The sequence below is a fragment of the Citrobacter sp. RHBSTW-00671 genome, assembly GCF_014103415.1.
Taxonomy (GTDB): domain Bacteria; phylum Pseudomonadota; class Gammaproteobacteria; order Enterobacterales; family Enterobacteriaceae; genus Citrobacter.
Window position 1 is genome coordinate 2,000,806 of sequence record NZ_JABXPR010000001.1, and the last position, 24,911, is coordinate 2,025,716.

At 53.4% G+C, this 24,911-nt stretch carries 27 protein-coding genes; 18 read left to right on the forward strand and 9 right to left on the reverse strand.

Going from position 1 to position 24,911, the window contains the following annotated elements; all coding sequences use genetic code 11:
- Nucleotides 1–3 precede the first annotated feature (3 nt).
- The 5 genes from eutB to eutR are packed head-to-tail and all read left to right on the forward strand — an operon-like array spanning nucleotide 4 to nucleotide 4,594.
- On the forward strand, nucleotides 4–1,365 hold the full coding sequence (gene eutB, locus HV261_RS09450) for an ethanolamine ammonia-lyase subunit alpha (protein ID WP_202038109.1): 1,362 nt from the start codon (nucleotides 4–6) through the stop codon (nucleotides 1,363–1,365).
- Nucleotides 1,366–1,385: 20 nt separating this feature from the next.
- The gene (eutC, locus tag HV261_RS09455) at nucleotides 1,386–2,282 is read left to right on the forward strand and encodes an ethanolamine ammonia-lyase subunit EutC (RefSeq protein ID WP_202038110.1); all 897 of its coding nucleotides are present in this window, start codon (nucleotides 1,386–1,388) and stop codon (nucleotides 2,280–2,282) included.
- Nucleotides 2,283–2,291: 9 nt separating this feature from the next.
- Nucleotides 2,292–2,951 carry an ethanolamine utilization microcompartment protein EutL gene (gene eutL, locus HV261_RS09460; protein ID WP_198903394.1) on the forward strand — a complete coding sequence of 220 codons (660 nt, stop codon included), beginning with the start codon at nucleotides 2,292–2,294 and terminating at the stop codon, nucleotides 2,949–2,951.
- 11 nt (nucleotides 2,952–2,962) lie between these two features.
- Nucleotides 2,963–3,493, forward strand: coding sequence for an ethanolamine utilization microcompartment protein EutK (eutK, locus tag HV261_RS09465; RefSeq protein WP_202038111.1), 531 nt, complete (start codon nucleotides 2,963–2,965; stop codon nucleotides 3,491–3,493).
- Between the two features lie 48 nt (nucleotides 3,494–3,541).
- The gene (gene eutR / locus HV261_RS09470) at nucleotides 3,542–4,594 is read left to right on the forward strand and encodes an HTH-type transcriptional regulator EutR (protein ID WP_137384736.1); all 1,053 of its coding nucleotides are present in this window, start codon (nucleotides 3,542–3,544) and stop codon (nucleotides 4,592–4,594) included.
- A gap of 99 nt (nucleotides 4,595–4,693) precedes the next feature.
- Here the strand turns inward: eutR and hemF are convergent, their stop codons facing one another.
- Together hemF and amiA are read right to left on the reverse strand one after the other, a co-directional pair.
- Nucleotides 4,694–5,593 carry an oxygen-dependent coproporphyrinogen oxidase gene (gene hemF / locus HV261_RS09475; protein ID WP_202038112.1) on the reverse strand — a complete coding sequence of 300 codons (900 nt, stop codon included), beginning with the start codon at nucleotides 5,591–5,593 and terminating at the stop codon, nucleotides 4,694–4,696.
- 2 nt (nucleotides 5,594–5,595) lie between these two features.
- Nucleotides 5,596–6,465 (reverse strand): N-acetylmuramoyl-L-alanine amidase AmiA, encoded by an 870-nt coding sequence (gene amiA / locus HV261_RS09480; protein WP_202038113.1) that lies wholly within the window; start codon nucleotides 6,463–6,465, stop codon nucleotides 5,596–5,598.
- A 211-nt stretch (nucleotides 6,466–6,676) separates the two neighbouring features.
- Here amiA and HV261_RS09485 point away from each other — a divergent pair, with 211 nt between their 5' ends.
- The 10 genes from HV261_RS09485 to cysM all read left to right on the forward strand — a co-directional run bounded on the left by HV261_RS09485 (nucleotide 6,677) and on the right by cysM (nucleotide 15,311).
- Nucleotides 6,677–7,102, forward strand: coding sequence for a GNAT family acetyltransferase (locus HV261_RS09485; protein WP_045445951.1), 426 nt, complete (start codon nucleotides 6,677–6,679; stop codon nucleotides 7,100–7,102).
- The gene (locus tag HV261_RS09490; RefSeq protein WP_202038114.1) at nucleotides 7,089–7,538 is read left to right on the forward strand and encodes a DUF2919 domain-containing protein; all 450 of its coding nucleotides are present in this window, start codon (nucleotides 7,089–7,091) and stop codon (nucleotides 7,536–7,538) included. Before HV261_RS09485 ends, HV261_RS09490 begins: the two co-directional genes overlap by 14 nt.
- A 59-nt stretch (nucleotides 7,539–7,597) precedes the next feature.
- Complete coding sequence (locus HV261_RS09495; RefSeq protein WP_202038115.1) at nucleotides 7,598–8,173, forward strand: RpoE-regulated lipoprotein; 576 nt, start codon at nucleotides 7,598–7,600, stop codon at nucleotides 8,171–8,173.
- A 93-nt stretch (nucleotides 8,174–8,266) separates the two neighbouring features.
- Nucleotides 8,267–9,166 carry a porphyrinogen peroxidase gene (yfeX, locus tag HV261_RS09500; protein ID WP_137384731.1) on the forward strand — a complete coding sequence of 300 codons (900 nt, stop codon included), beginning with the start codon at nucleotides 8,267–8,269 and terminating at the stop codon, nucleotides 9,164–9,166.
- Nucleotides 9,167–9,371: 205 nt separating this feature from the next.
- Complete coding sequence (gene ucpA / locus HV261_RS09505) at nucleotides 9,372–10,163, forward strand: SDR family oxidoreductase UcpA (protein ID WP_202038116.1); 792 nt, start codon at nucleotides 9,372–9,374, stop codon at nucleotides 10,161–10,163.
- 305 nt (nucleotides 10,164–10,468) lie between these two features.
- A complete protein-coding gene (gene cysP / locus HV261_RS09510; RefSeq protein ID WP_202038117.1) occupies nucleotides 10,469–11,485 on the forward strand; it encodes a thiosulfate/sulfate ABC transporter substrate-binding protein CysP in 1,017 nt (338 codons plus the stop codon).
- On the forward strand, nucleotides 11,486–12,319 hold the full coding sequence (gene cysT / locus HV261_RS09515; RefSeq protein WP_003038061.1) for a sulfate/thiosulfate ABC transporter permease CysT: 834 nt from the start codon (nucleotides 11,486–11,488) through the stop codon (nucleotides 12,317–12,319). It abuts the gene before it with no gap.
- Nucleotides 12,319–13,194 carry a sulfate/thiosulfate ABC transporter permease CysW gene (gene cysW, locus HV261_RS09520; protein ID WP_202038118.1) on the forward strand — a complete coding sequence of 292 codons (876 nt, stop codon included), beginning with the start codon at nucleotides 12,319–12,321 and terminating at the stop codon, nucleotides 13,192–13,194. Before cysT ends, cysW begins: the two co-directional genes overlap by 1 nt.
- Complete coding sequence (gene cysA, locus HV261_RS09525) at nucleotides 13,184–14,281, forward strand: sulfate/thiosulfate ABC transporter ATP-binding protein CysA (RefSeq protein ID WP_137384728.1); 1,098 nt, start codon at nucleotides 13,184–13,186, stop codon at nucleotides 14,279–14,281. Before cysW ends, cysA begins: the two co-directional genes overlap by 11 nt.
- Before the next feature lie 118 nt (nucleotides 14,282–14,399).
- Nucleotides 14,400–15,311 (forward strand): cysteine synthase CysM, encoded by a 912-nt coding sequence (gene cysM, locus HV261_RS09530; RefSeq protein WP_202038119.1) that lies wholly within the window; start codon nucleotides 14,400–14,402, stop codon nucleotides 15,309–15,311.
- Between the two features lie 90 nt (nucleotides 15,312–15,401).
- On the opposite strand, the gene HV261_RS09535 is transcribed toward cysM, so the two are convergent.
- Together HV261_RS09535 and ptsJ are read right to left on the reverse strand one after the other, a co-directional pair.
- The gene (locus HV261_RS09535) at nucleotides 15,402–16,118 is read right to left on the reverse strand and encodes a type 1 glutamine amidotransferase (RefSeq protein ID WP_202038120.1); all 717 of its coding nucleotides are present in this window, start codon (nucleotides 16,116–16,118) and stop codon (nucleotides 15,402–15,404) included.
- Nucleotides 16,119–16,131: 13 nt separating this feature from the next.
- The gene (gene ptsJ, locus HV261_RS09540) at nucleotides 16,132–17,424 is read right to left on the reverse strand and encodes a MocR-like B6 salvage transcription factor PtsJ (RefSeq protein WP_202038121.1); all 1,293 of its coding nucleotides are present in this window, start codon (nucleotides 17,422–17,424) and stop codon (nucleotides 16,132–16,134) included.
- An 82-nt stretch (nucleotides 17,425–17,506) separates the two neighbouring features.
- On the opposite strand from ptsJ, the gene pdxK reads away from it, so the two are divergent.
- Nucleotides 17,507–18,373 carry a pyridoxine/pyridoxal/pyridoxamine kinase gene (gene pdxK, locus HV261_RS09545; protein ID WP_202038122.1) on the forward strand — a complete coding sequence of 289 codons (867 nt, stop codon included), beginning with the start codon at nucleotides 17,507–17,509 and terminating at the stop codon, nucleotides 18,371–18,373.
- Nucleotides 18,370–18,609: a cytoplasmic protein gene (locus HV261_RS09550; protein WP_202038123.1), complete on the forward strand. Its 240-nt coding sequence runs from the start codon at nucleotides 18,370–18,372 to the stop codon at nucleotides 18,607–18,609. The genes pdxK and HV261_RS09550 overlap by 4 nt, the downstream gene beginning before the upstream one ends.
- Nucleotides 18,610–18,748: 139 nt before the next feature.
- Here HV261_RS09550 and crr read toward each other — a convergent pair whose 3' ends face one another.
- The 5 genes from crr to cysZ form a co-directional block, all read right to left on the reverse strand.
- Nucleotides 18,749–19,258 carry a PTS glucose transporter subunit IIA gene (crr, locus tag HV261_RS09555; protein ID WP_008803873.1) on the reverse strand — a complete coding sequence of 170 codons (510 nt, stop codon included), beginning with the start codon at nucleotides 19,256–19,258 and terminating at the stop codon, nucleotides 18,749–18,751.
- A 40-nt stretch (nucleotides 19,259–19,298) separates the two neighbouring features.
- Nucleotides 19,299–21,026, reverse strand: a complete 1,728-nt coding sequence (gene ptsI / locus HV261_RS09560; RefSeq protein WP_137384722.1) for a phosphoenolpyruvate-protein phosphotransferase PtsI — start codon at nucleotides 21,024–21,026, stop codon at nucleotides 19,299–19,301.
- Nucleotides 21,027–21,071: 45 nt separating this feature from the next.
- Nucleotides 21,072–21,329, reverse strand: a complete 258-nt coding sequence (ptsH, locus tag HV261_RS09565) for a phosphocarrier protein Hpr (protein ID WP_002913505.1) — start codon at nucleotides 21,327–21,329, stop codon at nucleotides 21,072–21,074.
- A gap of 383 nt (nucleotides 21,330–21,712) precedes the next feature.
- A complete protein-coding gene (gene cysK, locus HV261_RS09570; RefSeq protein WP_164562557.1) occupies nucleotides 21,713–22,684 on the reverse strand; it encodes a cysteine synthase A in 972 nt (323 codons plus the stop codon).
- A gap of 163 nt (nucleotides 22,685–22,847) precedes the next feature.
- A complete protein-coding gene (gene cysZ / locus HV261_RS09575; RefSeq protein WP_202038124.1) occupies nucleotides 22,848–23,609 on the reverse strand; it encodes a sulfate transporter CysZ in 762 nt (253 codons plus the stop codon).
- A gap of 230 nt (nucleotides 23,610–23,839) precedes the next feature.
- Here cysZ and zipA point away from each other — a divergent pair, with 230 nt between their 5' ends.
- Nucleotides 23,840–24,844 (forward strand): cell division protein ZipA, encoded by a 1,005-nt coding sequence (zipA, locus tag HV261_RS09580; RefSeq protein ID WP_202038125.1) that lies wholly within the window; start codon nucleotides 23,840–23,842, stop codon nucleotides 24,842–24,844.
- Nucleotides 24,845–24,911 lie beyond the last annotated feature (67 nt).

A 24,911-nucleotide genomic window follows, 5' to 3' on the forward strand; every position in this document is an offset into this window, starting at 1 on the left:
CTTATGAAACTAAAGACCACATTGTTCGGCAATGTTTATCAGTTTAAGGATGTAAAAGAGGTGCTGGCAAAAGCCAACGAACTGCGTTCGGGGGATGTGCTGGCAGGTGTAGCCGCAACAAGCTCGCAGGAGCGCGTGGCGGCCAAGCAGGTGTTGTCGGAAATGACGGTGGCGGATGTTCGCAACAACCCGGTGATTTCCTATGAGGAAGACTGTGTAACGCGTCTGATTCAGGATGACGTCAACGAAACGGCCTATAACCGCATCAAAAACTGGAGTATCAGTGAGCTGCGCGAGTATGTGCTGAGTGATGAAACCTCTGTCGATGACATTGCGTTTACGCGCAAAGGGTTAACGTCGGAAGTCGTTGCTGCGGTGGCTAAAATCTGTTCCAACGCGGACCTGATCTACGGCGGCAAGAAAATGCCGGTGATCAAAAAGGCGAACACCACCATTGGTCTGCCGGGCACCTTTAGCTGCCGTTTGCAGCCGAACGATACCCGTGACGATGTACAGAGTATCGCCGCTCAGATCTATGAAGGTCTTTCCTTCGGTGCGGGTGATGCGGTCATCGGCGTCAACCCGGTAACCGATGATGTGGAGAACTTAAGCCGCGTCCTCGATACCGTGTATGGCGTCATCGACAAATTTAACATTCCGACCCAGGGCTGCGTACTGGCGCACGTCACCACGCAGATTGAAGCAATTCGTCGCGGCGCGCCGGGCGGGCTGATTTTCCAGAGTATCTGTGGCAGTGAAAAAGGCTTAAAAGAGTTTGGCGTTGAGTTAGCAATGCTGGATGAAGCGCGTGCCGTGGGAGCAGAGTTTAACCGTATCGCCGGGGAAAACTGCCTGTACTTCGAAACCGGACAAGGGTCTGCGCTTTCTGCTGGCGCTAACTTTGGTGCCGATCAGGTGACGATGGAAGCGCGTAACTACGGGCTGGCACGTCACTACGATCCGTTCCTGGTGAACACCGTGGTCGGCTTTATCGGACCAGAGTATCTCTACAACGACCGTCAGATCATTCGTGCCGGTCTGGAAGACCACTTCATGGGCAAGCTGAGCGGCATCTCAATGGGCTGTGACTGCTGCTACACCAACCATGCTGATGCTGACCAGAACCTCAACGAAAACCTGATGATTCTGCTCGCCACCGCTGGCTGCAACTACATCATGGGCATGCCGCTCGGTGACGACATCATGCTCAACTACCAGACCACCGCATTCCACGATACCGCGACCGTGCGTCAGCTGCTGAACCTGCGTCCGTCGCCGGAGTTTGAACGCTGGCTGGAAACCATGGGCATTATGGCAAACGGTCGCCTGACCAAACGGGCGGGCGATCCGTCACTGTTCTTCTGATGACGCGGGGATGACACACGATGGATCAAAAACAGATTGAAGAAATTGTACGCAGCGTAATGGCGTCAATGGGTGAGTCACAGCCGCAGGCTCAGGCACCGTCACCGGAAGCGAAATGCAGCACCACGCAGTGTGCTGCGCCGACAGGTGAAAGCTGTGCGATGGACTTAGGTTCTGCTGAAGCCAAAGCGTGGATTGGCGTTGAAAATCCACACCGTGCGGACGTGTTGACTGAACTGCGTCGCAGTACTGCAGCACGCGTATGTACCGGCCGTGCCGGTCCTCGCCCGCGTACTCAGGCGCTGCTGCGCTTCCTGGCTGACCACTCACGCTCGAAAGATACCGTGCTGAAAGAAGTGCCGGAAGAGTGGGTGAAAGCGCAAGGTTTGCTGGAAGTGCGCTCGGAAATCAGTGACAAAAACCTGTACCTGACCCGCCCGGATATGGGCCGTCGTCTGAGTGCGGAAGCCATTGAAGCGTTGAAATCGCAGTGTGTGGCTAACCCGGATGTGCAGGTGATTATTTCTGATGGCCTGTCTACCGATGCGATCACCGCCAACTACGAAGAGATCCTGCCGCCGCTGCTGTCGGGTTTAAAGCAAGCCGGGCTGAAGGTCGGTACGCCGTTCTTTGTTCGCTATGGTCGCGTAAAAATCGAAGATCAGATTGGCGAACTGCTGGGAGCGAAAGCGGTGATCCTGCTGGTGGGTGAACGTCCGGGCCTCGGCCAGTCGGAGAGCCTTTCCTGCTACGCGGTGTATTCACCGCGCGTGGCGACTACCGTTGAAGCTGACCGCACCTGTATCTCGAACATTCACCAGGGCGGTACGCCTCCGGTAGAAGCGGCTGCGGTAATCGTCGATTTGGCCAAGCGCATGCTGGAGCAAAAAGCATCCGGCATCAATATGACCCGTTAAGGAGGCATCATGCCAGCATTAGATTTGATAAGACCCTCAGTCACCGCGATGCGCGTGATTGCCTCGGTAAATGACGGTTTTGCTCGCGAACTTAAGTTGCCGCCACATATACGTAGCCTCGGGCTCATCACAGCAGATTCTGATGATGTGGCGTATATTGCCGCAGACGAAGCGACAAAACAGGCGATGGTAGAGGTGGTTTATGGCCGCTCATTGTATGCCGGTGCGGCGCACGGACCTTCTCCAACCGCAGGTGAAGTGCTGATTATGCTCGGCGGGCCGAACCCGGCTGAAGTTCGTGCGGGCCTGGACGCTATGGTTGCCAATATTGAAAGCGGCGCGGCGTTCCAGTGGGCAAATGACGCAGAAAATACCGCCTTCCTGGCGCACGTCGTATCGCGTACGGGTTCGTATCTTTCTGCGACAGCGGGATGTCGACTTGGCGATCCGATGGCTTATCTGGTGGCACCGCCGCTGGAGGCGACATTCGGTATTGATGCTGCACTGAAATCTGCCGATGTACAGCTGGTGACCTACGTTCCGCCACCGTCAGAAACCAACTACTCAGCGGCGTTTTTGACCGGTAGTCAGGCCGCCTGTAAAGCCGCGTGTAACGCCTTTGCCGATGCCGTTCTGGATATTGCTCGTAATCCGGTACAACGCGCGTAAGAGAGGTTGTGATGATCAATGCACTGGGATTACTGGAAGTGGATGGCATGGTTGCGGCTGTAGATGCTGCAGACGCCATGCTGAAAGCTGCGAACGTGCGACTGCTTAGCCACGAAGTGCTCGATCCTGGCAGGCTGACGCTGGTGGTGGAAGGCGATCTGGCGGCGTGCCGTGCTGCGCTGGATGCCGGCAGTGCTGCTGCTGCGCGTACAGGCCGTGTTATCAGCCGTAAGGAGATAGGGCGGCCGGATGATGACACCCAGTGGCTGATCGGCGGTTTTAAACGTGCGCCGAAGAAACCCGCACCGAAGCCAGAAATGAAACCAGAAGCCAAAGCGGAAAAGACGCAGGAAGCGCCTGTGACATCTGAATCTTCTGATGAGCTCCAGGCGTTGTTGGCATCAACCCGTCAAGGAATGACGGCAGGGGAGGTGGCCGCGCACTTTGGCTGGTCACTTGATAAAGCCAGAAATGCGCTGGAACAGCTCTTTTCTGACGGAGCGTTGCGTAAACGCAGTAGTCGCTATCGCTTAAAAAATTAACCTGTCGGAGGGCCGGGGGCTTCATTGAAGCTTCCGGCTTAAAAGATCATGAAAAAGACCCGTACTGCAAACCTGCACCATCTTTATCATGAAGCATTACCCGAAGACGTTAAACTTACGCCGAAGGTGGAGGTGGACAACGTTCACCAACGGCGAACAACAGATGTGTATGAGCATGCCCTGACGATTACCGCCTGGCAGCAGATTTACGATCAACTGCATCCGGGAAAATTTCATGGCGAGTTCACGGAAATCCTGCTTGATGATATTCAGGTGTTCCGTGAATACACCGGTCTTGCGCTGCGCCAGTCATGCCTGGTCTGGCCGAACTCGTTCTGGTTTGGTATTCCGGCTACCCGCGGCGAGCAGGGATTTATTGGTACGCAATGCCTTGGCAGTGCTGAAATTGCGACCCGCCCAGGCGGAACGGAGTTTGAGCTGAGCACACCGGATGATTACACCATTCTTGGGGTCGTTATCTCTGAAGACACCATTGCGCGTCAGGCTAACTTCCTGCATAACCCGGAAAGGGTGTTGCATATGTTGCGCAACCAGTCGGCGTTAGAAGTAAAAGAACAGCATAAAGCCGCGTTATGGGGCTTTGTGCAACAGGCGCTGGCGACGTTTAGTGAAAATCCTGAGAACCTTCATCAGCCGGCGGTGCGCAAAGTGTTGGGTGATAACCTGCTTCTGGCGATGGGCACTATGCTGGAAGACGCTCAGCCGATGATAACCGCTGAAAGCATCAGCCATCAGAGCTATCGCCGCCTGCTGTCGCGTGCGCGCGAATATGTGCTGGAAAATATGTCAGAGCCGCTGACCGTGCTCGACTTGTGCAACCAGCTACATGTGAGTCGTCGCACGCTGCAAAACGCGTTTCACGCGATCCTCGGTATCGGACCGAATGCCTGGTTAAAACGTATTCGTCTGAATGCCGTGCGCCGGGAGCTTATTAGCCCGTGGTCGCAAAGTGCGACGGTGAAAGATGCTGCGATGCAGTGGGGATTCTGGCATTTAGGGCAGTTTGCTACCGATTACCAGCAGCTGTTTGCGGAAAAACCTTCGTTGACGCTGCATCAGCGTATGCGTCAGTGGGCGTGATGAAAGAATTGTGCCGGATGCGACGCTTTACGTCTTATCCGGCCTACGGGGCAGTACCGTTGTAGTTGCAGGCCTGATAAGCGTAGCGCCATCAGGCAATTACACCCAGTCGCGGACCTGAATAAATTCGCTAAGGGCGGCTTCCGGGCTGTCCGCTTCCGGCTGCCAGTCATACTCCCAGCGCACCAGCGGCGGCATCGACATCAAAATCGATTCGGTGCGCCCGCCGGTCTGCAGACCGAACAACGTGCCTCTGTCCCACACCAGATTAAATTCCACATAGCGTCCGCGACGATAAAGCTGGAAATTGCGCTCGCGCTCGCCCCAGCGCATCGCTTTGCGGCGTTCGACGATCGGCAGATACGCCTCGGTGTAACCTTGCCCGACCGCCTGCATAAAGGCGAAGCAGTGGTCGAAATCTGGCGTATTCAAGTCATCGAAAAACAGCCCACCGATGCCGCGCTGCTCGTTACGGTGCTTCAAAAAGAAGTAGTCGTCGCACCATTTTTTGTAACACGGGTACACGTTATCACCAAACGGTTGGCAGAGTTCAAGCGCGGTGCGATGCCAGTGAACGGCATCTTCTTCAAAACCATAATAGGGCGTTAAATCAAAGCCACCGCCAAACCACCATACTGGATCGGCACCCGGTTTTTCCGCGATAAAAAAACGCACGTTGGCATGGCTGGTAGGGATGTACGGATTGAGCGGATGCACGACCAGCGAGACACCCATCGCCTCAAAGCTGCGCCCGGCAAGCTCTGGCCGGTGTGCAGTCGCTGAGGCTGGCATTGCGTCACCGTGTACGTGGGAGAAATTCACCCCCGCTTGTTCAAAGATACCGCCGTTACGTAGCACCCGGCTACGACCACCGCCGCCCGCTTCACGTTGCCAGTTATCTTCAACAAACGTTGCACCATCGACGGCAGATAACTGCTGGCAAATATTATCCTGCAGACTCAGCAGGAACTGTTTAACGCGCTGTGCATCGGGCTTCATGATTAACGTTTCTTCGAATGTGCTTTCTGATTATCAAACCAGTGGAAATAGCTGATGATGCCATTGGCGATAGCGGTGGCGATTTTCTGGCGAAATGCCGTTGTGCCCAGCAGCCGTTCTTCTTCCGGGTTGGTGATGAATGACGTTTCGACCAGTACCGACGGAATTGACGGTGATTTTAGCACCACGAACGCGGCTTGTTCCGTGCTGCGGCTGTGCAGGCGGTGTACCGGCTTGATTTTCTTAAGAATGTGCGAACCGAGCGTCAGGCTGTTTTTAATGGTGTCGGTTTGTACCAAATCGAACAGTACCTGCTGCAATAAATGGTCTTTATCGGTGGCCTTTTTACCCGCGACTTCATCGGCACGGTTTTCACGATCGGACAGGTACTTCGCCATGGCGCTACTGGCGCCGCGATTGGACAGGGCGAAGACCGATGCCCCCGCCGCGCTGGGGTTGGTAAAACCGTCGGCGTGAATCGACATAAACAGATCGGCACCGTGCTTGTGGGCTATCTCAACGCGATCGTACAGTGGAATGAAGGTATCGCCGGAGCGGGTCAGGCGGGCATCAATTCCTTCATTGCGCAAAATCGCGCGTACGTTTTTGGCAATCGCCAGCACCACGTGTTTTTCTTTCGAGCCGTTGCGACCAATGGCGCCGGTGTCGATACCACCGTGTCCTGGGTCAAGAACAACAACACGCTTAGCCCCTGCTTTTTTGGCTTTCGGTTTGCTGTGTCCATTACTGGTCTTTAGCGCTTCTTCTTTAGCGATGGCTTGCGACATGCCTGACAGCGTCAGGGCGGCCAGCCCGGCTTTCAGCACCTGGCGGCGCGATGTGAGTGTTTTTAGTGGTTTAAAAGTGCTCATACGGCCTGAGTTGTAAAAAAAGGTTCCAGACGTTATATCGTATCGCGTAGTCCGTTGCGACGGATCGGGATAAGAATTGTTTTACTTTTCATTTCAATACGTGACAATTCCGTATTATGCCATTTTTTCCGTCGCTTCGCGTCAGATATTGGCTAAATCAGTGGTTCGCGCCATAATCGCTTTTTAACGTCCTGAAAAGGAAACTAATACCATGGAAATACGCGTATTTCGCCAGGAAGATTTCGAAGAGGTGATCACCCTCTGGGAGCGCTGTGATCTGCTGCGTCCATGGAATGACCCGGAAATGGACATTGAACGCAAAGTTAATCATGACGTCAGCTTGTTTCTGGTCGCAGAAGTGAACGGCGAAGTTGTCGGCACAGTGATGGGGGGCTATGACGGTCATCGTGGTTCCGCCTATTACCTTGGCGTGCATCCTGAGTTCAGGGGGCGTGGTATTGCTAATGCGCTGCTGAACCGACTGGAGAAAAAGCTCATTGCCCGCGGTTGTCCGAAGATTCAAATCATGGTGCGTGACGATAATGATGTTGTGCTGGGTATGTATGAGCGTCTGGGCTATGAACATGCAGATGTACTCAATCTGGGTAAACGTTTAATCGAAGATGAAGAGTACTGAGTTCCATCCCGCCGACTATGACGGTCATGGGCGTCTGCGCCTGCCATTTCTGTTCTGGTGCGTTCTGCTGCTCCAGGCGCGTACCTGGGTGCTGTTTGTGATTGCGGGTTCTTCCCGCGATCAAGGCAACACGTTGCTGAATTTGTTTTATCCCGATCATGATGCGTTCTGGCTGGGGTTGCTTCCCGGCGTTCCGGCCGTGCTGGCCTTTTTACTCAGCGGGCGACGCTTTGCATTTCCGGTAATCTGGCACTGGCTGCGCGGATTATTGATTCTCGCTCAACTGGTGCTGCTGTGCTGGCAGCCGGTGATGTGGCTGGCAGGCGAGCCTGTCAACGGCGTTGGTCTGGCGCTGCTGGTGGCGGATATTGTCGCGCTGGTCTGGCTGTTAACCAATCAACGTTTGCGTGCCTGTTTTTCCCCCGAGAAAGAATAACGGCACTTTTTTGTGAAACCGGACTCAAAGCAGCGTTGATAAATATGGAAGGAAGTGAAATGAAATCACTGCGTTTGACGTTATGCGCGATACCGCTGGTGCTGACCGGGTGTTCAACCCTCTCATCGGTGAACTGGTCCGCCGCTAATCCGTGGAACTGGTTTGGTTCTTCGACCGAGGTCACTGAGCAAGGCGTGGGAAAACTCACGGGTGCGACGACATTGGATGAAAAGGCCATTGCTGATGCTCTGGATGGCGATTATCGCCTGCGTAGTGGGATGAAAACCAATAACGGCAACGTCGTGCGCTTTTTTGAGGCAATGAAAGGTGACAAGCTGGCAATGGTGATCAATGGCGACCAGGGAACGATCGGTCGCATTGATGTATTGGACAGCGACATCGCATCAGCCGCGGGTGTCGAAATCGGTACACCGTTTAGCGACCTTTACACTAAAGCTTTTGGACATTGCCAGAAAGCAACCGGTGATGACAGTGCGCATGTTGAGTGTAAAGCCGAAGGAAGTCAGCATATTAGCTATATTTTTTCCGGTGACTGGAGCGGCCCTGAAGGCATAATGCCGTCTGACGATACGCTACAACAGTGGAAAGTAAGCAAAATTATCTGGCGGCGTTAATTTGCGTCTGAACAAATCGACTCACTAAAAAAACAGGTAGAATAACGCCCATCAATGTCACGATGTCGTGGCAGCTTTTTTTCAGGAGGAACAATGTCTCAGGTTCAGAGTGGCATTTTGCCAGAACATTGCCGTGCGGCGATTTGGATTGAAGCCAATGTTAAAGGCGACGTTGAGGCCCTGCGTGCGGCCAGCAAAACCTTCGCCGATAAGCTGGCGACCTTTGAAGCTAAGTTCCCGGATGCGCATCTGGGCGCGGTTGTCGCTTTTGGCAACAATACCTGGCGCACGCTGAGCGGCGGCGTGGGCGCGGAAGAGCTGAAGGACTTCATCCCTTACGGTAAAGGCCTGGCTCCGGCGACCCAGTATGACGTATTGATCCATATTCTCTCGCTGCGCCATGACGTGAACTTCTCCGTTGCGCAGGCGGCCATGGAAGCGTTTGGCGACTGCATCGATGTCAAAGAAGAGATCCACGGTTTCCGTTGGGTGGAAGAGCGCGATCTCAGCGGCTTTGTTGACGGTACGGAAAACCCGGCAGGTGAAGAAACGCGCCGTGAAGTTGCCGTTATCAAAGATGGCGTCGATGCCGGTGGCAGCTATGTGTTTGTGCAGCGTTGGGAACATAACCTGAAGCAGCTTAATCGCATGAGCATCCATGACCAGGAAATGATGATTGGTCGTACCAAGGAAGCCAACGAAGAGATCGATGGTGACGAACGTCCGGTAACATCTCACCTGAGTCGTGTGGATCTGAAAGAAGATGGCAAGGGTCTGAAAATTGTGCGTCAGAGCCTGCCATACGGCACAGCCAGCGGTACGCATGGTCTCTATTTCTGCGCCTACTGTGCGCGTCTGCACAATATTGAGCAGCAACTGCTGAGCATGTTTGGTGATACCGACGGCAAACGCGACGCGATGCTGCGCTTCACCAAACCTGTCACCGGTGGCTATTACTTTGCACCGTCGTTGGATCGACTGATGGCGCTGTAATCCCGGTATTGCCTGGTGGCGCTAACGCTTACCGGGCCTACCGCGTTCTTATCTGTCATCAAATTGAAAATCCCCGCTCCGACGGGGATTTTTTTTACCTGAAATTAACCTGATTTAGTGAGCTATTCCTCAGCATGAATTTGTTAATGCTGTATCTTCTGCGTGAATGAAGCGAATGCTTCATATTCAAAAGGAGAATATTGAAATGGGAAAACTCACGGGCAAAACAGCATTGATTACGGGCGCATCTCAGGGTATTGGCGAGGGGATCGCCAGGACGTTTGCCCGCCATGGCGCGAACTTAATCCTGCTGGATATCTCCGATGAGATTGAAAAGCTGGCGGATGAACTGGCTGGGCGCGGGCATCGCTGCACAGCGGTTCATGCAGACGTCAGAGATTTTGCGTCGGTCACGGAAGCGGTAAAACGCGCGAAGCAGATTGAAGGCAAAATCGATATTCTGGTCAACAATGCCGGCGTATGTCGCCTTGGCAACTTCCTTGAAATGAGCGATGAAGATCGCGACTTCCACATTGATGTCAACATTAAAGGCGTCTGGAACGTGACGAAGGCCGTTCTGCCGGAGATGATTGCGCGCAAAGACGGGCGCATCGTGATGATGTCATCGGTAACAGGCGATATGGTGGCCGACCCGGGCGAAACGGCGTATGCGCTGTCGAAAGCCGCGATCATCGGTTTGACCAAATCCCTGGCGGTAGAATATGCGCAGTCCGGTATTCGCGTGAATGCCATTTGCCCAGGCTACGTACGTACGCCGATGGCGGAAAGCATTGCGCGTCAGTCTAACCCGGAAGATCCTGAATCCGTATTAGTCGACATGGCGAAAGCGATTCCAATGCGTCGTCTGGCCTGCCCGCTTGAGGTCGGTGAACTGGCGGCGTTCCTGGCATCGGATGAGTCCAGTTATTTAACTGGCACGCAAAACGTGATTGATGGCGGCAGCACACTGCCTGAAAGCGTCAGCGTTGGCGTCTGATTGATGCCTGTCTCCTCCCTGGTGAACCTGGGGAGGAGGTACCCCTTAGAGCTATCCCATTAGGCTATTTTATTTGCCAGTTTGGCCCTGGGCAGTGCTCAATATCCTCACGTACTTCGTGTACGCTCCGGTTTTTCCGCGCTGTCCGTGTCCAAACTGCCTGCAACAATTACACCTACTGGGATAAGCTCTTATTCTCTTTTCAACTTTCAAATCATCAAACGGTATATAAAACCGTTACTCCTTTAGCACTGGTTATAAATATGATGACCATAAGAAAGTCATTTAATTTATAAGGGTGCGCAATGGCCGTTAACTTACTGAAAAAAAGAACCCTGACGCTGGCGGCGCTGCTGCTGGTGATGGGGCAGGCGCAGGCAACAGAGCTGTTGAACAGTTCATACGATGTGTCTCGCGAGCTGTTTGCCGCCCTTAATCCCCCGTTTGAACAGCAGTGGGCGAAGGAGAACGGCGGCGATAAACTGACGATAAAACAATCTCATGCCGGGTCATCAAAACAGGCGCTGGCGATTTTACAGGGACTGAAAGCCGATGTGGTGACCTATAACCAGGTGACCGACGTGCAGATCCTGCACGACAAAGGCAAGCTGATCCCGGCCGACTGGCAATCCCGTCTGCCGAACAACAGTTCACCGTTCTATTCCACAATGGGATTCCTGGTGCGTAAAGGAAACCCTAAAAATATTCACGACTGGAATGACCTTATTCGTTCTGACGTCAAGCTTATCTTCCCGAACCCGAAAACGTCCGGGAATGCGCGCTACACCTATTTAGCGGCGTGGGGCGCTGCGGATAAAGCAGACGGCGGCGATAAAGCCAAAACCGAACAGTTTATGACCCAGTTCCTGCAAAATGTCGAAGTGTTTGATACCGGCGGCCGCGGCGCGACCACCACTTTTGCCGAGCGTGGGCTCGGTGACGTATTGATCAGCTTCGAGTCAGAAGTGAATAACATTCGCAAGCAGTATGAAGCGCAGGGTTTTGAGGTTGTTATTCCGAAAACCAATATTCTTGCCGAATTCCCGGTTGCCTGGGTAGATAAGAATGTGCAGGCCAACGGGACAGAGAAAGCGGCTAAAGCGTATCTGAACTGGCTGTACAGCCCGCAGGCGCAAACCATCATCACCGACTATTACTACCGTGTGAATAACCCACAGGTCATGGACAAGCTGCAAGATAAATTCCCGCAGACTGAATTGTTCCGCGTAGAAGACAAGTTCGGCTCCTGGCCTGAAGTGATGAAAACACACTTTGTCAGCGGCGGTGAGCTGGACAAACTGTTGGCGGCGGGGCGCAAGTAAATGTTCGCTGTTTCTTCCCGACGCGTGCTGCCCGGCTTTACCTTAAGTCTGGGTACCAGCTTACTGTTTGTGTGCCTGATATTGCTGTTACCGCTTAGTGCGCTGGTAATGCAACTGGCGCAAATGAGCTGGGCGCAATATTGGGATGTGATTACTAACCCGCAGGTCGTGGCGGCCTATAAAGTCACGCTGCTGTCAGCATTTGTGGCGTCGATTTTTAACGGCGTGTTTGGTCTGTTGATGGCGTGGATCTTAACCCGCTATCGTTTTCCGGGACGCACGCTGCTGGATGCGCTGATGGATCTGCCGTTTGCGCTGCCTACGGCGGTAGCGGGTCTGACGCTGGCGTCACTGTTTTCGGTTAACGGTTTCTACGGCGAATGGCTGGCGAAACTGGATATTAAGGTCACTTACACCTGGCTGGGTATCGCGGTGGCAATGGCCTTTACCAGCATTCCGTTTGTGGTACGTACCGTACAGCCGGTGCTGGAAGAGTTAGGTCCGGAGTATGAAGAAGCGGCGGAGACGCTGGGTGCTACGCGTTGGCAGAGTTTTCGCAAAGTGGTGCTGCCAGAGTTATCACCTGCGCTGGTTGCCGGTGTCGCGCTCTCATTCACCCGTAGTTTAGGCGAATTTGGCGCGGTTATCTTTATCGCCGGGAATATTGCGTGGAAAACGGAAGTGACCTCGCTGATGATTTTTGTTCGCTTGCAGGAGTTTGACTACCCGGCCGCCAGCGCGATTGCGTCAGTAATCCTTGGGGCTTCGTTGTTGCTGCTGTTTTCGATTAACACCCTGCAGAGTCGCTTTGGTCGACGCGTGGTAGGTCACTGATGGCAGAGATTACCCAATTGAAACGCTATGGGGCGCCCCGCATCAACTGGGGGAAATGGTTTCTGATTGGCACGGGCATGCTGGTGTCCGCGTTTATTTTGCTGGTGCCGATGATCTATATCTTCGTGCAGGCGTTCAGTAAGGGGTTACTGCCGGTATTACAGAATCTGGCTAACCCGGACATGCTGCATGCCATCTGGCTTACGGTGTTGATCGCACTGATCGCAGTGCCGGTGAATCTGGTGTTTGGTGTCTTGCTGGCCTGGCTGGTGACCCGCTTTAACTTTCCGGGTCGCCAGTTGTTGCTGACGCTACTGGACATTCCGTTTGCTGTGTCGCCGGTTGTTGCTGGTCTGGTGTATCTGCTGTTTTACGGTTCTAACGGCCCACTCGGCGGTTGGCTGGATGAACATAACCTGCAAATCATGTTTGCCTGGCCGGGCATGGTGCTGGTTACGGTCTTTGTAACCTGTCCGTTTGTGGTGCGCGAACTGGTGCCCGTGATGTTGAGCCAGGGCAGTAATGAAGACGAAGCGGCGGTTTTACTCGGCGCGTCCGGCTGGCAGATGTTCCGACGCGTGACGCTGCCGAATATCCGTTGGGCATTGCTGTACGGTGTGGTGTTGACCAATGCCCGTGCGATTGGTGAGTTTGGTGCGGTGTCGGTGGTTTCCGGCTCGATTCGCGGCGAAACCTTATCGTTGCCATTACAGATTGAATTACTGGAGCAGGACTACAACACGGTCGGCTCCTTTACCGCCGCGGCGCTATTAACGCTGATGGCGATTATTACCCTGTTTTTGAAGAGCATGTTGCAATGGCGTCTGGAGAACCAGGAAAAACGCGCGCAGCAGGAGGAAAATCATGAGCATTGAGATTGCCAATATTAAGAAGTCTTTTGGTCGCACCCAGGTGCTGAACGATATCTCGCTGGATATTCCTTCAGGTCAGATGGTTGCGCTGCTGGGGCCGTCCGGCTCGGGCAAAACCACGCTGCTGCGCATTATTGCCGGGCTGGAGCATCAGTCCAGCGGGCATATCCGTTTTCACGGTACCGACGTCAGCCGTTTGCATGCTCGCGACCGTAAAGTGGGGTTCGTGTTCCAGCACTATGCGCTATTTCGCCATATGACCGTTTTCGACAATATCGCGTTTGGTCTGACGGTCCTGCCACGGCGTGAACGCCCGAATGCGGCGGCCATCAAAGCAAAAGTGACCAAACTTCTGGAGATGGTTCAGCTTGCCCATCTGGCGGATCGTTTTCCGGCGCAGCTTTCCGGTGGGCAAAAACAGCGTGTGGCGCTGGCACGAGCGCTGGCGGTGGAACCGCAGATCCTGCTACTCGATGAGCCGTTTGGTGCACTTGATGCTCAGGTGCGTAAAGAGCTGCGTCGCTGGCTGCGTCAGTTACACGAAGAACTAAAATTCACCAGCGTGTTTGTTACCCACGATCAGGAAGAGGCGACGGAAGTGGCCGATCGCGTGGTGGTAATGAGCCAGGGACATATTGAACAAGCCGATGCGCCGGATCAGGTATGGCGCGAACCGGCTACCCGCTTTGTGCTGGAATTTATGGGTGAGGTTAACCGTCTGCAGGGGACGATTCGTGGCGGACAGTTCCATGTCGGCGCACACCGTTGGCCATTGGGTTATACGCCAGCGTATCAAGGGCCGGTCGACCTGTTCTTGCGCCCGTGGGAAGTGGACGTCAGCCGTCGTACCAGCCTGGATTCCCCGTTGCCGGTACAGGTGCTGGAAGCCAGCCCGAAAGGTCACTACACCCAATTAGTTGTGCAGCCACTGGGGTGGTATAACGAACCGCTGACAGTGGTCATGCAGGGAGATGATTCCCCAGCTCGTGGCGAACGTCTGTTTGTCGGGCTGCAAAATGCACGTCTGTACAATGGTGATCAGCGCATTGAAACGCGTGAAGCGGAACTTGCCCTGGCGCAATCGGCCTGATAGGTTAATTCGCATCGTTATCTCCCGGTGGCGCTGCGCTTACCGGGCTTACGGGCTAAAGTATGACCTGTAGGCCGGGTAAGCGTAGCGCCACCCGGCATTTTATTGAGCTGAAAACGTGAACACATTAGAACAAACGATTGGCAATACGCCTCTGGTGAAACTGCAGCGCCTTGCGCCGGATAACGGCAGTGAAATTTGGGTCAAACTGGAAGGGAATAATCCCGCGGGCTCGGTGAAAGACAGGGCTGCGCTGTCGATGATTGTCGAAGCGGAGAAACGCGGAGAAATTCAGCCGGGCGATGTACTGATTGAAGCAACCAGCGGGAATACCGGCATTGCGCTGGCGATGATCGCCGCGCTGAAAGGCTATCGCATGAAGCTGCTGATGCCAGACAACATGAGTCAGGAGCGGCGTGCGGCGATGCGGGCTTACGGGGCTGAACTGATACTGGTGACCAAAGAGCAGGGCATGGAAGGGGCGCGTGACTTAGCCCTGGAGATGGCCCAGCGCGGTGAAGGTACGTTGCTCGATCAGTTTAACAATCCTGATAACCCGTATGCGCATTACACCACAACCGGCCCGGAAATCTGGCAACAAACCTCAGGCCGTATCACTCATTTTGTCTCCAGTATGGGCACCACCGGCACCATTACCGGCGTGTCGCGTTTTCTGCGCGAGCAGGACAATGTGGTGACTATTGTTGGTCTGCAGCCGGAAGAGGGCAGCAGTATTCCGGGGATTCGCCGCTGGCCTGCGGAGTATATGCCGGGGATTTTTAACGCTTCGCTGGTGGATGAGGTACTGGATATTCATCAGAACGATGCCGAGAAAACCATGCGTGAGCTGGCGGTTCGTGAAGGCATTTTCTGCGGTGTCAGTTCTGGCGGCGCGGTGGCGGGGGCGTTACGCGTGGCGCGTGCTACACCCGGCGCTGTGGTGGTGGCGATCATCTGCGATCGCGGCGATCGCTACCTTTCGACCGGCGTTTTTGGTGAAGAGCACTTCAACCAGGGCGCAGGGATCTAATTTGTTGGCCTGATAAGCGTCGCGCCATCAGGCAAACAGACGACACGATCGCCGGATAAGACGTTGCGTGTTTTATCCGGCCTTCAATGATTAATCGTTACGGTTCTCTACCAGTTTATCCAGGAACTGCCACAGTTTTTCATTCATCTGCTGGTAATCCCATTCGCGCATTTCGGCGACAGAGCGGATAAAGCGTTTTCCTTTGGCCTCTGCTAACTCTTGTTCTGAATGCTGAATCAGCCCCTCGATTGCCTCGGCGGTGAATTCCATATGACACTGGAAGCCATAGATAAAATTACCGTATTGCACGATTTGTCGCGGACAGCCTTCACTTGTCGCCAGAATGGTCGCCTGATCGGTTAATCCAGGCATGTCGTTGTGCCAGTGACCGACCATCAGCGGCGATCCAAAGTGGGCGATCAGCGGGTGTGCTTTACCTGCTTCAGTCAGTGTAATGGGATAATGACCAATCTCTTTTTCCGGGCTTTGACACACCTTCGCGCCCAGCGCTTCGCCAATTAGCTGTGAGCCTAAGCAGATCCCCACCACAATTTTGCGTGTTGAAATCGCCTGATTGATCAGATGCTGTTCGGCCTGAGAGTCAAAATACGGGCACTCTGCCAGCGTGGTGCGTGGAGATTGCGGGCCACCAAAGACGACCAGCATATCGAACCCATCAGCATTGGCGGGAACCGATTCTCCGGCGTAAACCCGTGACCAGGTGATGGTATAGCCACGCTGTTCTGCCCACGGCAGATACGCGCCAGCAGATTCAAAAGACTCATGAATAACAAAATGAACTCGCACTTTTTCTCTCCTGTTAGCGCTTTTGCGCCTGATGAATATCAGCCGCCAGCTTATGAATATCGCTGTCGTTTAAGGTCGACAGCGTAATGCGCAGACCGTGCGATGGTGTATTCACACCAAACACCTCACCTTCGCGTACCAGCCAACCGGATTTTGCCAGGGCAAAAGCAAGTGATTGACTGTGGTGCGCCAGGGGCAGCCACAGATTCAGACCATCACCGACGGGCAGATCAATGCCATATCCTCTGAGAGCGGTGGTCAGTTTTTGCTGCTGTTTTGCGTAAAACCGCTGAGTCTGCACCAGCTTACGTTGATACTCCTCGTCACTCAGGCAAGCGCAGGCTAAATCCTGCAGCAGATGGCTGACCCACTGACTGCCGGCGTTGAGTCGTAACCGCAGTTTTGCTGAAGTGACCGGATCGCTGGCAACGATGGCAAGACGTAAGTCCGGGCCTAATGTTTTCGACATTGAACGGACGACAGCCCAGTGCGTGGTTTGCGTGGCAATCACCGGGTGCCAGCGGGAAGCGGACAGCAGCGCAAAGTGGTCGTCGACAATCACCAGCACCTGCGGATAGCGGGCCAGGATTTTTTGTAACTGGGCGGCGCGTGAGGCACTCAGGCTACATCCCGTCGGGTTGTGGGCCCGCGGCGTCAGGATCACTGCCCGCGCCCCTCTCTGTAACGCCGCCTCCAGCATGTCGGGTTGCATACCTTCGTTGTCTACGGTGACCGGGCTTGCTGAGAATCCCGCATAACGCAACATATTGATGCTACTTAAAAAGCAGGGATCTTCTACCGCGACGCTATCGCCCGGCAATAAATGGGCGCACAGTAGTCGTTCAATGGCATCAATAGCACCGCTGGTGATATCAATTTCCCCCACGCCAGGGAGGGCATCCTGCATCCAACGTGTGGCCCAGGTTTTAAGCTCAGGCGATACGACGGCATCGCCATACAGACGTGGATTCTTATTTATTTGCGCGAAATAACGACTGAGATCGGGGAGACAAGTCGGCGCAGGGTTACCGCCGGAAAGGTCGGTAAGTGGGGTATCCGGGTTCCCTCCCTCCAGCGCGATAGGGGAGGAAATTCCTTTTATTACCGTCCCGTTTCTCCCAAGACTGAGTGCCAGCCCGGAGGTGACCAGCCGTTTATAAGCCGCCGCGACAGTATTGCGGTTGACGTTCAATGTCGTCGCCAGCTCGCGCACTGGCGGAAGCGTTTCGCCTGAGGCGAGGGTGCCTGTAGCGACATGTTGACGAATACTGTCAAAAATTTCGTTAGCGGTTTTTCCGTCGATCATTATTGACCTATGACAAAATGAATTTTAGCATATGACGATAATAGTGAGGCGATAGCCCGTTGTCCAGTGAGAGGAGAAGTTTATGCAGCAGGAGAGTGAAATACAGTCAGTGCTCTTCGACGACAAGCATCGGGCGTTACAAACCGATATCGTCGCCGTCCAGTCACAGGTGGTGTATGGCAGCGTAGGCAACAGTATCGCCGTCCCGGCCATCAAAGCGCAGGGATTACGCGTCACCGCAATCCCAACGGTGCTGTTCAGCAATACACCGCATTATGAGACCTTTTATGGCGGTGTTATCCCGGCCGACTGGTTTAGCGGCTATCTTCGCGCCTTAAATGAACGCGATACGTTACGTGAGCTAAAAGCGGTGACCACGGGGTATATGGGCAGTGCGGAACAAATCGCTCTGCTGGCACAGTGGCTGGAGACCGTTCGGGCTACCCACCCGGATCTGTGTATTCTGGTCGATCCGGTGATTGGCGATACGGACAGCGGCATGTACGTAAAGGCCGAAATACCGGAGGCGTATCGCAAACATCTGCTACCGCTGGCACAGGGACTGACGCCAAACGTGTTTGAGCTGCAGATGTTGAGCGGTAAACCGTGTCGCACGCTGGATGAAGCGATATCGGCAGCCAAATCGCTGCTCACCGATACGCTGAAATGGGTGGTAATTACCAGCGCATCGGGAGAAACCGAGGAGGTCATTCAGGTTGCCGTCGTGACGGCTGAAACGGTTGAGGTGCTGGCCCATCCGCGGGTGAAAACGGACCTGAAAGGGACCGGCGATCTGTTCTGCGCTGAACTGGTGAGCGGTATTGTGCTGGGGAAACCACTCACTGCTGCCACGCACGATGCTGCACAGCGCGTGCTGGAAGTGATGACATGGACGCACTTGTGCGGTTGTGATGAGTTAATTCTGCCACCGGCAGGGGAGGCGCGATGAAGAGTTATCGACTGGTGGTGCGTCAGCATGGGCGCATCGTTGGACATTTTGACACCAGCGGGGCTGCAGCGCTGGAAGATATCTGCGTGGCACGAGCGATGTTTGGTATTACGGGTGGCTATGATTGTGAACTGTTAGTGGCGGATTCGGAACGGCGGATGCTGGAAAGCGGGCCGGAAGGCATGAAAATCCTGATGCGCGAGGCGTGTTACCGACCGGTCACCTCACAAATTTAATGCTGGATGGCGGTGCATACGCCTTATCTGGCCCACGTTACAGCGTTCTTCGTAGGCCGGATAAGCGTAGCGCCATCCGGCAAGGTACAGCCTGATTGCCGGATGGCGGCGTAAACGCCTTATCCGGCCTACGCAAGAATTACTTCTTGATGCGGATAACCGGGGTTTCACCCACGGTCACGCTACCGGACAGTTTGATCAGTTCTTTGATTTCGTCCATGTTGGAGATAACAACCGGCGTCAGGGTAGACTTGGCTTTTTCTTCCAGCAGCGGCAGATCGAATTCAATAACCGGGTCGCCCACTTTAACGCGTTGACCTTCTTCAGCGATACGCTTGAAGCCTTCGCCTTTCAGTTCAACGGTATCAATACCGAAGTGAACGAACAGCTCAATGCCGCTATCAGATTCGATAGAGAACGCATGGTTGGTTTCAAAGATTTTGCCGATGGTGCCATCAACAGGAGCAACCATTTTGTTACCGGTTGGTTTGATAGCGATGCCATCACCAACGATTTTTTCAGCAAAAACTACATCCGGCACGTCTTCGATGTTGACGATCTCGCCAGAGAGCGGAGCTATAATCTCAATAGTTCCGGTGTCTTTCTTATCATCAGAAACCAGAGATTTCAGTTTATCGAACAAACCCATGATCTTCTCCTAAGCAGTAAATTGGGCCGCATCTCGTGGATTAGCAGATTGTTTTTTCTTCAATGAACTTGTTAACCAGCGTCATTAACTCGTCCGTTGTCGGTTGAGCAAGAGCCTGCTCTGCTAACACCTTCGCATCTTCGAAGTTCGTGTTACGGATAATCTTCTTAATGCGCGGGATAGAAATGGCGCTCATAGAGAATTCGTCCAGACCCATCCCCAGCAACAGAAGTGTAGCACGTTCGTCGCCTGCAAGCTCACCACACATGCCGGTCCATTTGCCTTCAGCATGAGAAGCATCAATAACTTGCTTGATCAGCGTCAGAACAGATGGCGACATCGGTTGGTAAAGGTGTGAAATCATATCATTACCACGGTCAACTGCCAGGGTGTACTGCGTTAAATCATTGGTGCCGATACTAAAGAAATCAACTTCTTTGGCTAAATGACGCGCAATTGTTGCCGCAGCCGGTGTTTCCACCATCACGCCAATCTCAATGCTTTCGTCAAATGCTTTACCTTCGAGCCTAAGTTCCTGTTTGTAGATTTCGATCTCTTTGCGCAGCGCGCGCACTTCTTCAACAGAGATAATCATCGGGAACATGATGCGCAGTTTGCCGAAAGCAGAGGCACGCAGGATTGCGCGAACCTGGTCACGCAGGATCTCTTTACGATCCATCGCGATACGCACGGCACGCCAGCCCAGGAACGGGTTCTCTTCTTTCGGGAAATTCATGTACGGCAGTTCTTTATCGCCGCCGATGTCCATGGTACGTACGATAACCGCCTGAGAGCCACACGCTTCAGCAACGGCTTTATACGCAGCAAACTGTTCTTCTTCAGTCGGCAGCGATTCACGGTCCATGAACAGGAATTCGGTACGATACAGACCCACGCCTTCAGCGCCGTTACGCTCAGCGCCTTCAACGTCACGAACGGTACCGATGTTGGCACACACTTCAACCTGGTGACCGTCCAGCGTGATAGCGGGCAGATCTTTCAGCTTAGCGAGTTCCGCTTTCTCGGTAGCAACCTGCTCCTGAACGGCACGCAGTTGTTCGATAACGTCGTTAGTTGGGTTGACGTAAACCTGATTGTTTACGGCATCCAGAATCAGATAGTCGTCGTTTTTCACCTGAGAGGTGACGCTACCGGTACCTACGATGGCAGGCAGTTCCAAAGAACGCGCCATGATTGAGGTATGAGAGGTACGTCCACCTGCGTCAGTGATGAAACCCAGCACCTTCTCGAGGTTCAGCTGTGCGGTTTCTGACGGAGTCAAGTCAGCGGCAACCAGGATTACTTCTTCCTGGATAGCGCTCAGGTCGATAATTGCCAGACCCAGGATGTTACGCAGCAGGCGTTTACCGATGTCACGTACGTCAGCCGCACGTTCTTTCAGGTATTCATCATCCAGCTCTTCCAGGGCTGTGGCCTGACCTTCGATAATCTCATGCGCAGCTGCGTCAGCCGTCATGTGCTTATCTTTAATCAGGGCTATGATTTCCTGCTCCAGCTCCTCATCTTCGAGCAGCATAATATGCCCTTCAAAGATGGCTTCTTTTTCTTCACCGAATGTTTCACCAGCTTTGGTTTTGATCGCTTCCAGTTGCGCAGATGCCTTGGCACGACCGCTCAGAAAACGTTCAACTTCCTGATCAACCTTGTCGGCAGAAATTTTTTTCCGGTCAATGACGATTTCGTCTTCTTTCAGCAGCAGTGCCTTGCCGAAAGCGATACCCGGGGATGCTAAAATGCCTGAAATCATAACCCTACCTTACTTGTGACTGATATTTAAAAGAACTCGTTGAACTTACTCGAGTTCAGCCATCAGTTTAACCAGATGCTCAACTGCTTTCTGCTCGTCTTCGCCTTCTGCGGAAAGGGTAACAACGGTGCCCTGAGTCAGGCCCAGAGTCTGCAGCTTAAACAGGCTTTTTGCGCTAGCGCTTTTGCCGTTGGAAGTCACAGTGATTTCAGACGTAAAGCCTTTTGCTTCTTTAACAAATTGAGCAGCAGGGCGAGTATGCAGACCGTTCGGAGCGGTAATGGTAACTTCTTGCTGGAACATTATATTTCCCCAACTTATAGGTTTAGTGTTGTGGAACTAAAGTCTAGCCTGGCGGTTCAACTTTAGCCTGTATTGTTAGCGTCGACGTAAACAGGACGCGACACAAAAGGAGTTCGGTGCAATCCGTTGCTGGCAACTTCTTGCCGCTGACGTTTCGTTCGTCATTAAACATTATGCCGCGAAAGGAAGAGTTGAACCAAATCATAAAATCGATTCAGCTAGCGCTTTTCCTGTAACGATTAATTTCGCGCATCAAAATAATTAGTTTGGTTAAATACCAGTTCCGGCGGGCTGAATCAATGCCAGGTGGGTTGAAACTTTGAAGCAGGCCACAAAAAAGCACCCAAAAGGGTGCTTTTTTACGCGTATTTAACATGCTGGCATTACTGTTGCAGTTCTTTCTCAGTGAAGAGATCGGCAAACAGTGCTGTGCTCAGATAACGCTCACCCGATGACGGTAGAATAACCACTATATTCTTATTGGTAAAGGTTTCATCTTCCTGGAGCTTAAGCGCGGCCGCAACCGCAGCACCTGAAGAGATACCTGCCAGAATACCTTCTTCTTCCATCAGGCGGCGTGCCGTGGAAATCGCTTCATCATTAGTGATGGCAACCACTTTATCGATAAGCTTCAGGTCAAGGTTACCAGGAATGAAGCCTGCGCCAATGCCCTGAATTTTGTGCGGACCCGGTTTCAGCTCTTCACCCGCCAGCGCCTGGGCGATAACCGGCGAGTCTGTCGGCTCAACGGCAACGGTGATGAGGTCCGTTTTGCCCTTGGTCCCTTTAATGTAGCGAGTCACCCCGGTCAGCGTACCGCCGGTACCTACGCCAGAGATAAACACATCAACCTGACCATCGGTATCTTCCCAGATTTCCGGACCGGTGGTTTTCTCGTGGATTTCCGGGTTCGCCGGGTTGCTGAATTGCTGAAGCAGCAGGAATTTTTCTGGGTCGCTGGCAACAATCTCTTCTGCCTTTTGAATCGCGCCCTTCATGCCTTTCGCGCCTTCGGTCAGCACCAGGTTTGCGCCTAATGCCTTCAGCAACTTGCGACGCTCAATGCTCATGGTTTCTGGCATCGTCAGGGTGAGTTTGTAACCACGGGCGGCAGCAACGTAGGCCAGCGCGATCCCGGTGTTACCGCTGGTCGGTTCGACCAACTCAATGCCCGGCTTCAGTACACCACGTTTTTCGGCATCCCAAATCATATTGGCACCGATACGGCATTTGACGCTGAAGCTCGGGTTACGTGACTCCACCTTCGCCAGAATGCGTCCGTTACCGATACGGTTCAGTCGAACCAGCGGCGTATGACCGATAGTCAGCGAGTTGTCTTCAAAAATCTTACTCATGGCCTGTCCTTAACTGTATGAAATTGGGATACCGCTTCAGCATACCTGTTGAGAAAGTATGGGGAAGTAAGGATTTAGCATATCTATATTCAGAAAGGAAATATTCGACGTCAGTATGGAATAAGGGGCGGCATAAGCACCCCCTGTTTTACACATTTTTGCATTACTTCCATAACGCGTGTTTAGCACGGTAGCAGTCTACCCACATCGCCGTGGCACCACAAACCGCAACCGGCATGATGAACAGATTGAGCACCGGGATCATCGTAAGCAGACTGGTTAGCGCACCAAACTGCATGTTGGTGACTTTGCGTGTGCGCAGGGCGATACGCATCTCTTTAAAGGGCACTTTGTGGTTGTCGAACGGATAATCACAATATTGAATGGCCAGCATCCACGCACTGAACAGGAACCACAGTACCGGGGCGACGGTCTGCCCCACGCCGGGGATAAAATAGAGGAGCAGTAACACAAAGGCGCGCGGGAGATACCACGCCAGCTTTTGCCATTCACGCTTCATAATACGCGGCACATCTTTCATGATGCCAAGAACGCCAGTGTCAGGCGGTGTTGCACCCGTCAGGCGGGCTTCGAGTTGTTCTGCCAACAAGCCGTTAAACGGTGCGGCAATCCAGTTGGCGATGGTGGAGAACAGGTAGCCAAACACCAGTAGCACGGAGACAGTGACAATCGGCCATAGCAAATAGCTCAGCCACTGTAGCCAGCTCGGGACGTGGCTCATCAGCGCGGGGATCCAACTGTCCAGTTGCGTAAACAGCCACCAGAATGCGCCGCCCATCAGCAGAATATTCACTAGTAAAGGCAGGATAACAAAGCGACGAATTCCCGGTTGCGTGATGAGTTTCCATCCCTGAGAAAAGTAATAAAAACCGCTGCGAGGTTCAATTGCAGATGATGAAACCATGGTCAGGACATACTCCTTGTTATATGAGCTCTGGTAAACTTTGCGTATCTTACCGGGTTGTTGAGCGTTAGGCTGTTCAGAAATGTTCGAAAAAACAGCAAAAAGCACGTTTTTATTCATCTTTATGCCGTGAAAGCCAAGAGTGCACTTGCACTTGGCGTAATCGGCAAATACTCTTAGTGAGTAAATGTTTGCCGTGGTGGCAAGGTGTTAGAACAACAGAGAATATAATGATGCAGGATTTGCGTCTGATATTAATCATTGTTGGCGCGATCGCCATAATCGCTTTACTGGTACATGGTTTCTGGACTAGCCGTAAAGAACGGTCTTCTATATTCCGCGATCGCCCACTGAAACGCATGAAGTCTAAACGTGATGACGAGGATTCCTACGACGACAACGTCGAGGAAGACGAAGGCGTGGGCGAAGTCCGCGTGCATCGTGTGAATCATGCTCCCGGCAGCGCTCAGGAACATGGTGTTCCTCCTCAGTCGCCGCAACACCAGTACCAGCCGCCTTATGCGTCTGCTCAGCCGCGTCAACACGCGCAGCAGCCCACTCAGGCACCGCAGGTACCGCAGCCGCATGCCCAGCATCCGCAGCAGCCAGTACAACAGCCACAACCGGTGCAACATCAGCCGGTACAGCAGCAACCGGTGCAGCCTCAGCCAGCGGCTCCACAGGTACAGCAACCCGTGCAGCAAGCGCCACAACCTGCACCGCAGACCTTCCAGCCAGTAGAGCCTGTTGTTGAACCGCAACCGCAGCCTGAACCGGTTGTTGAAGAAACACCCGTTGCTGAAAAACCGCAGCGTAAAGAAGCGGTCATCATTATGAACGTCGCGGCGCATCATGGCAGCGAGCTTAACGGTGAAGTGTTGCTCAACAGCATTCAGCAGGCGGGTTTTAAATTTGGCGACATGAATATTTTCCATCGTCATCTCAGCCCGGATGGTAGTGGCCCGTCGCTGTTCAGTCTTGCCAATATGGTTAACCCAGGGACGTTTGACCCTGAGATGACCGGCAATTTCAGCACGCCGGGCGTCACTATCTTTATGCAGGTTCCGTCCTATGGCGACGAGCTGCAAAACTTCAAGCTGATGCTGCAGTCCGCACAGCACATTGCCGATGAAGTGGGTGGTGTGGTGCTCGACGATCAACGTCGTATGATGACGCCGCAGAAACTGCGCGAGTATCAGGACCGCATCCGCGAAGTTAAAGAATCTCACGCCTGATTTTCCTCTGGCGTGACCTCTCCTTTCTGAACCCCCGCCTGTCGGGGGTTTTTTATCATTGATGGTG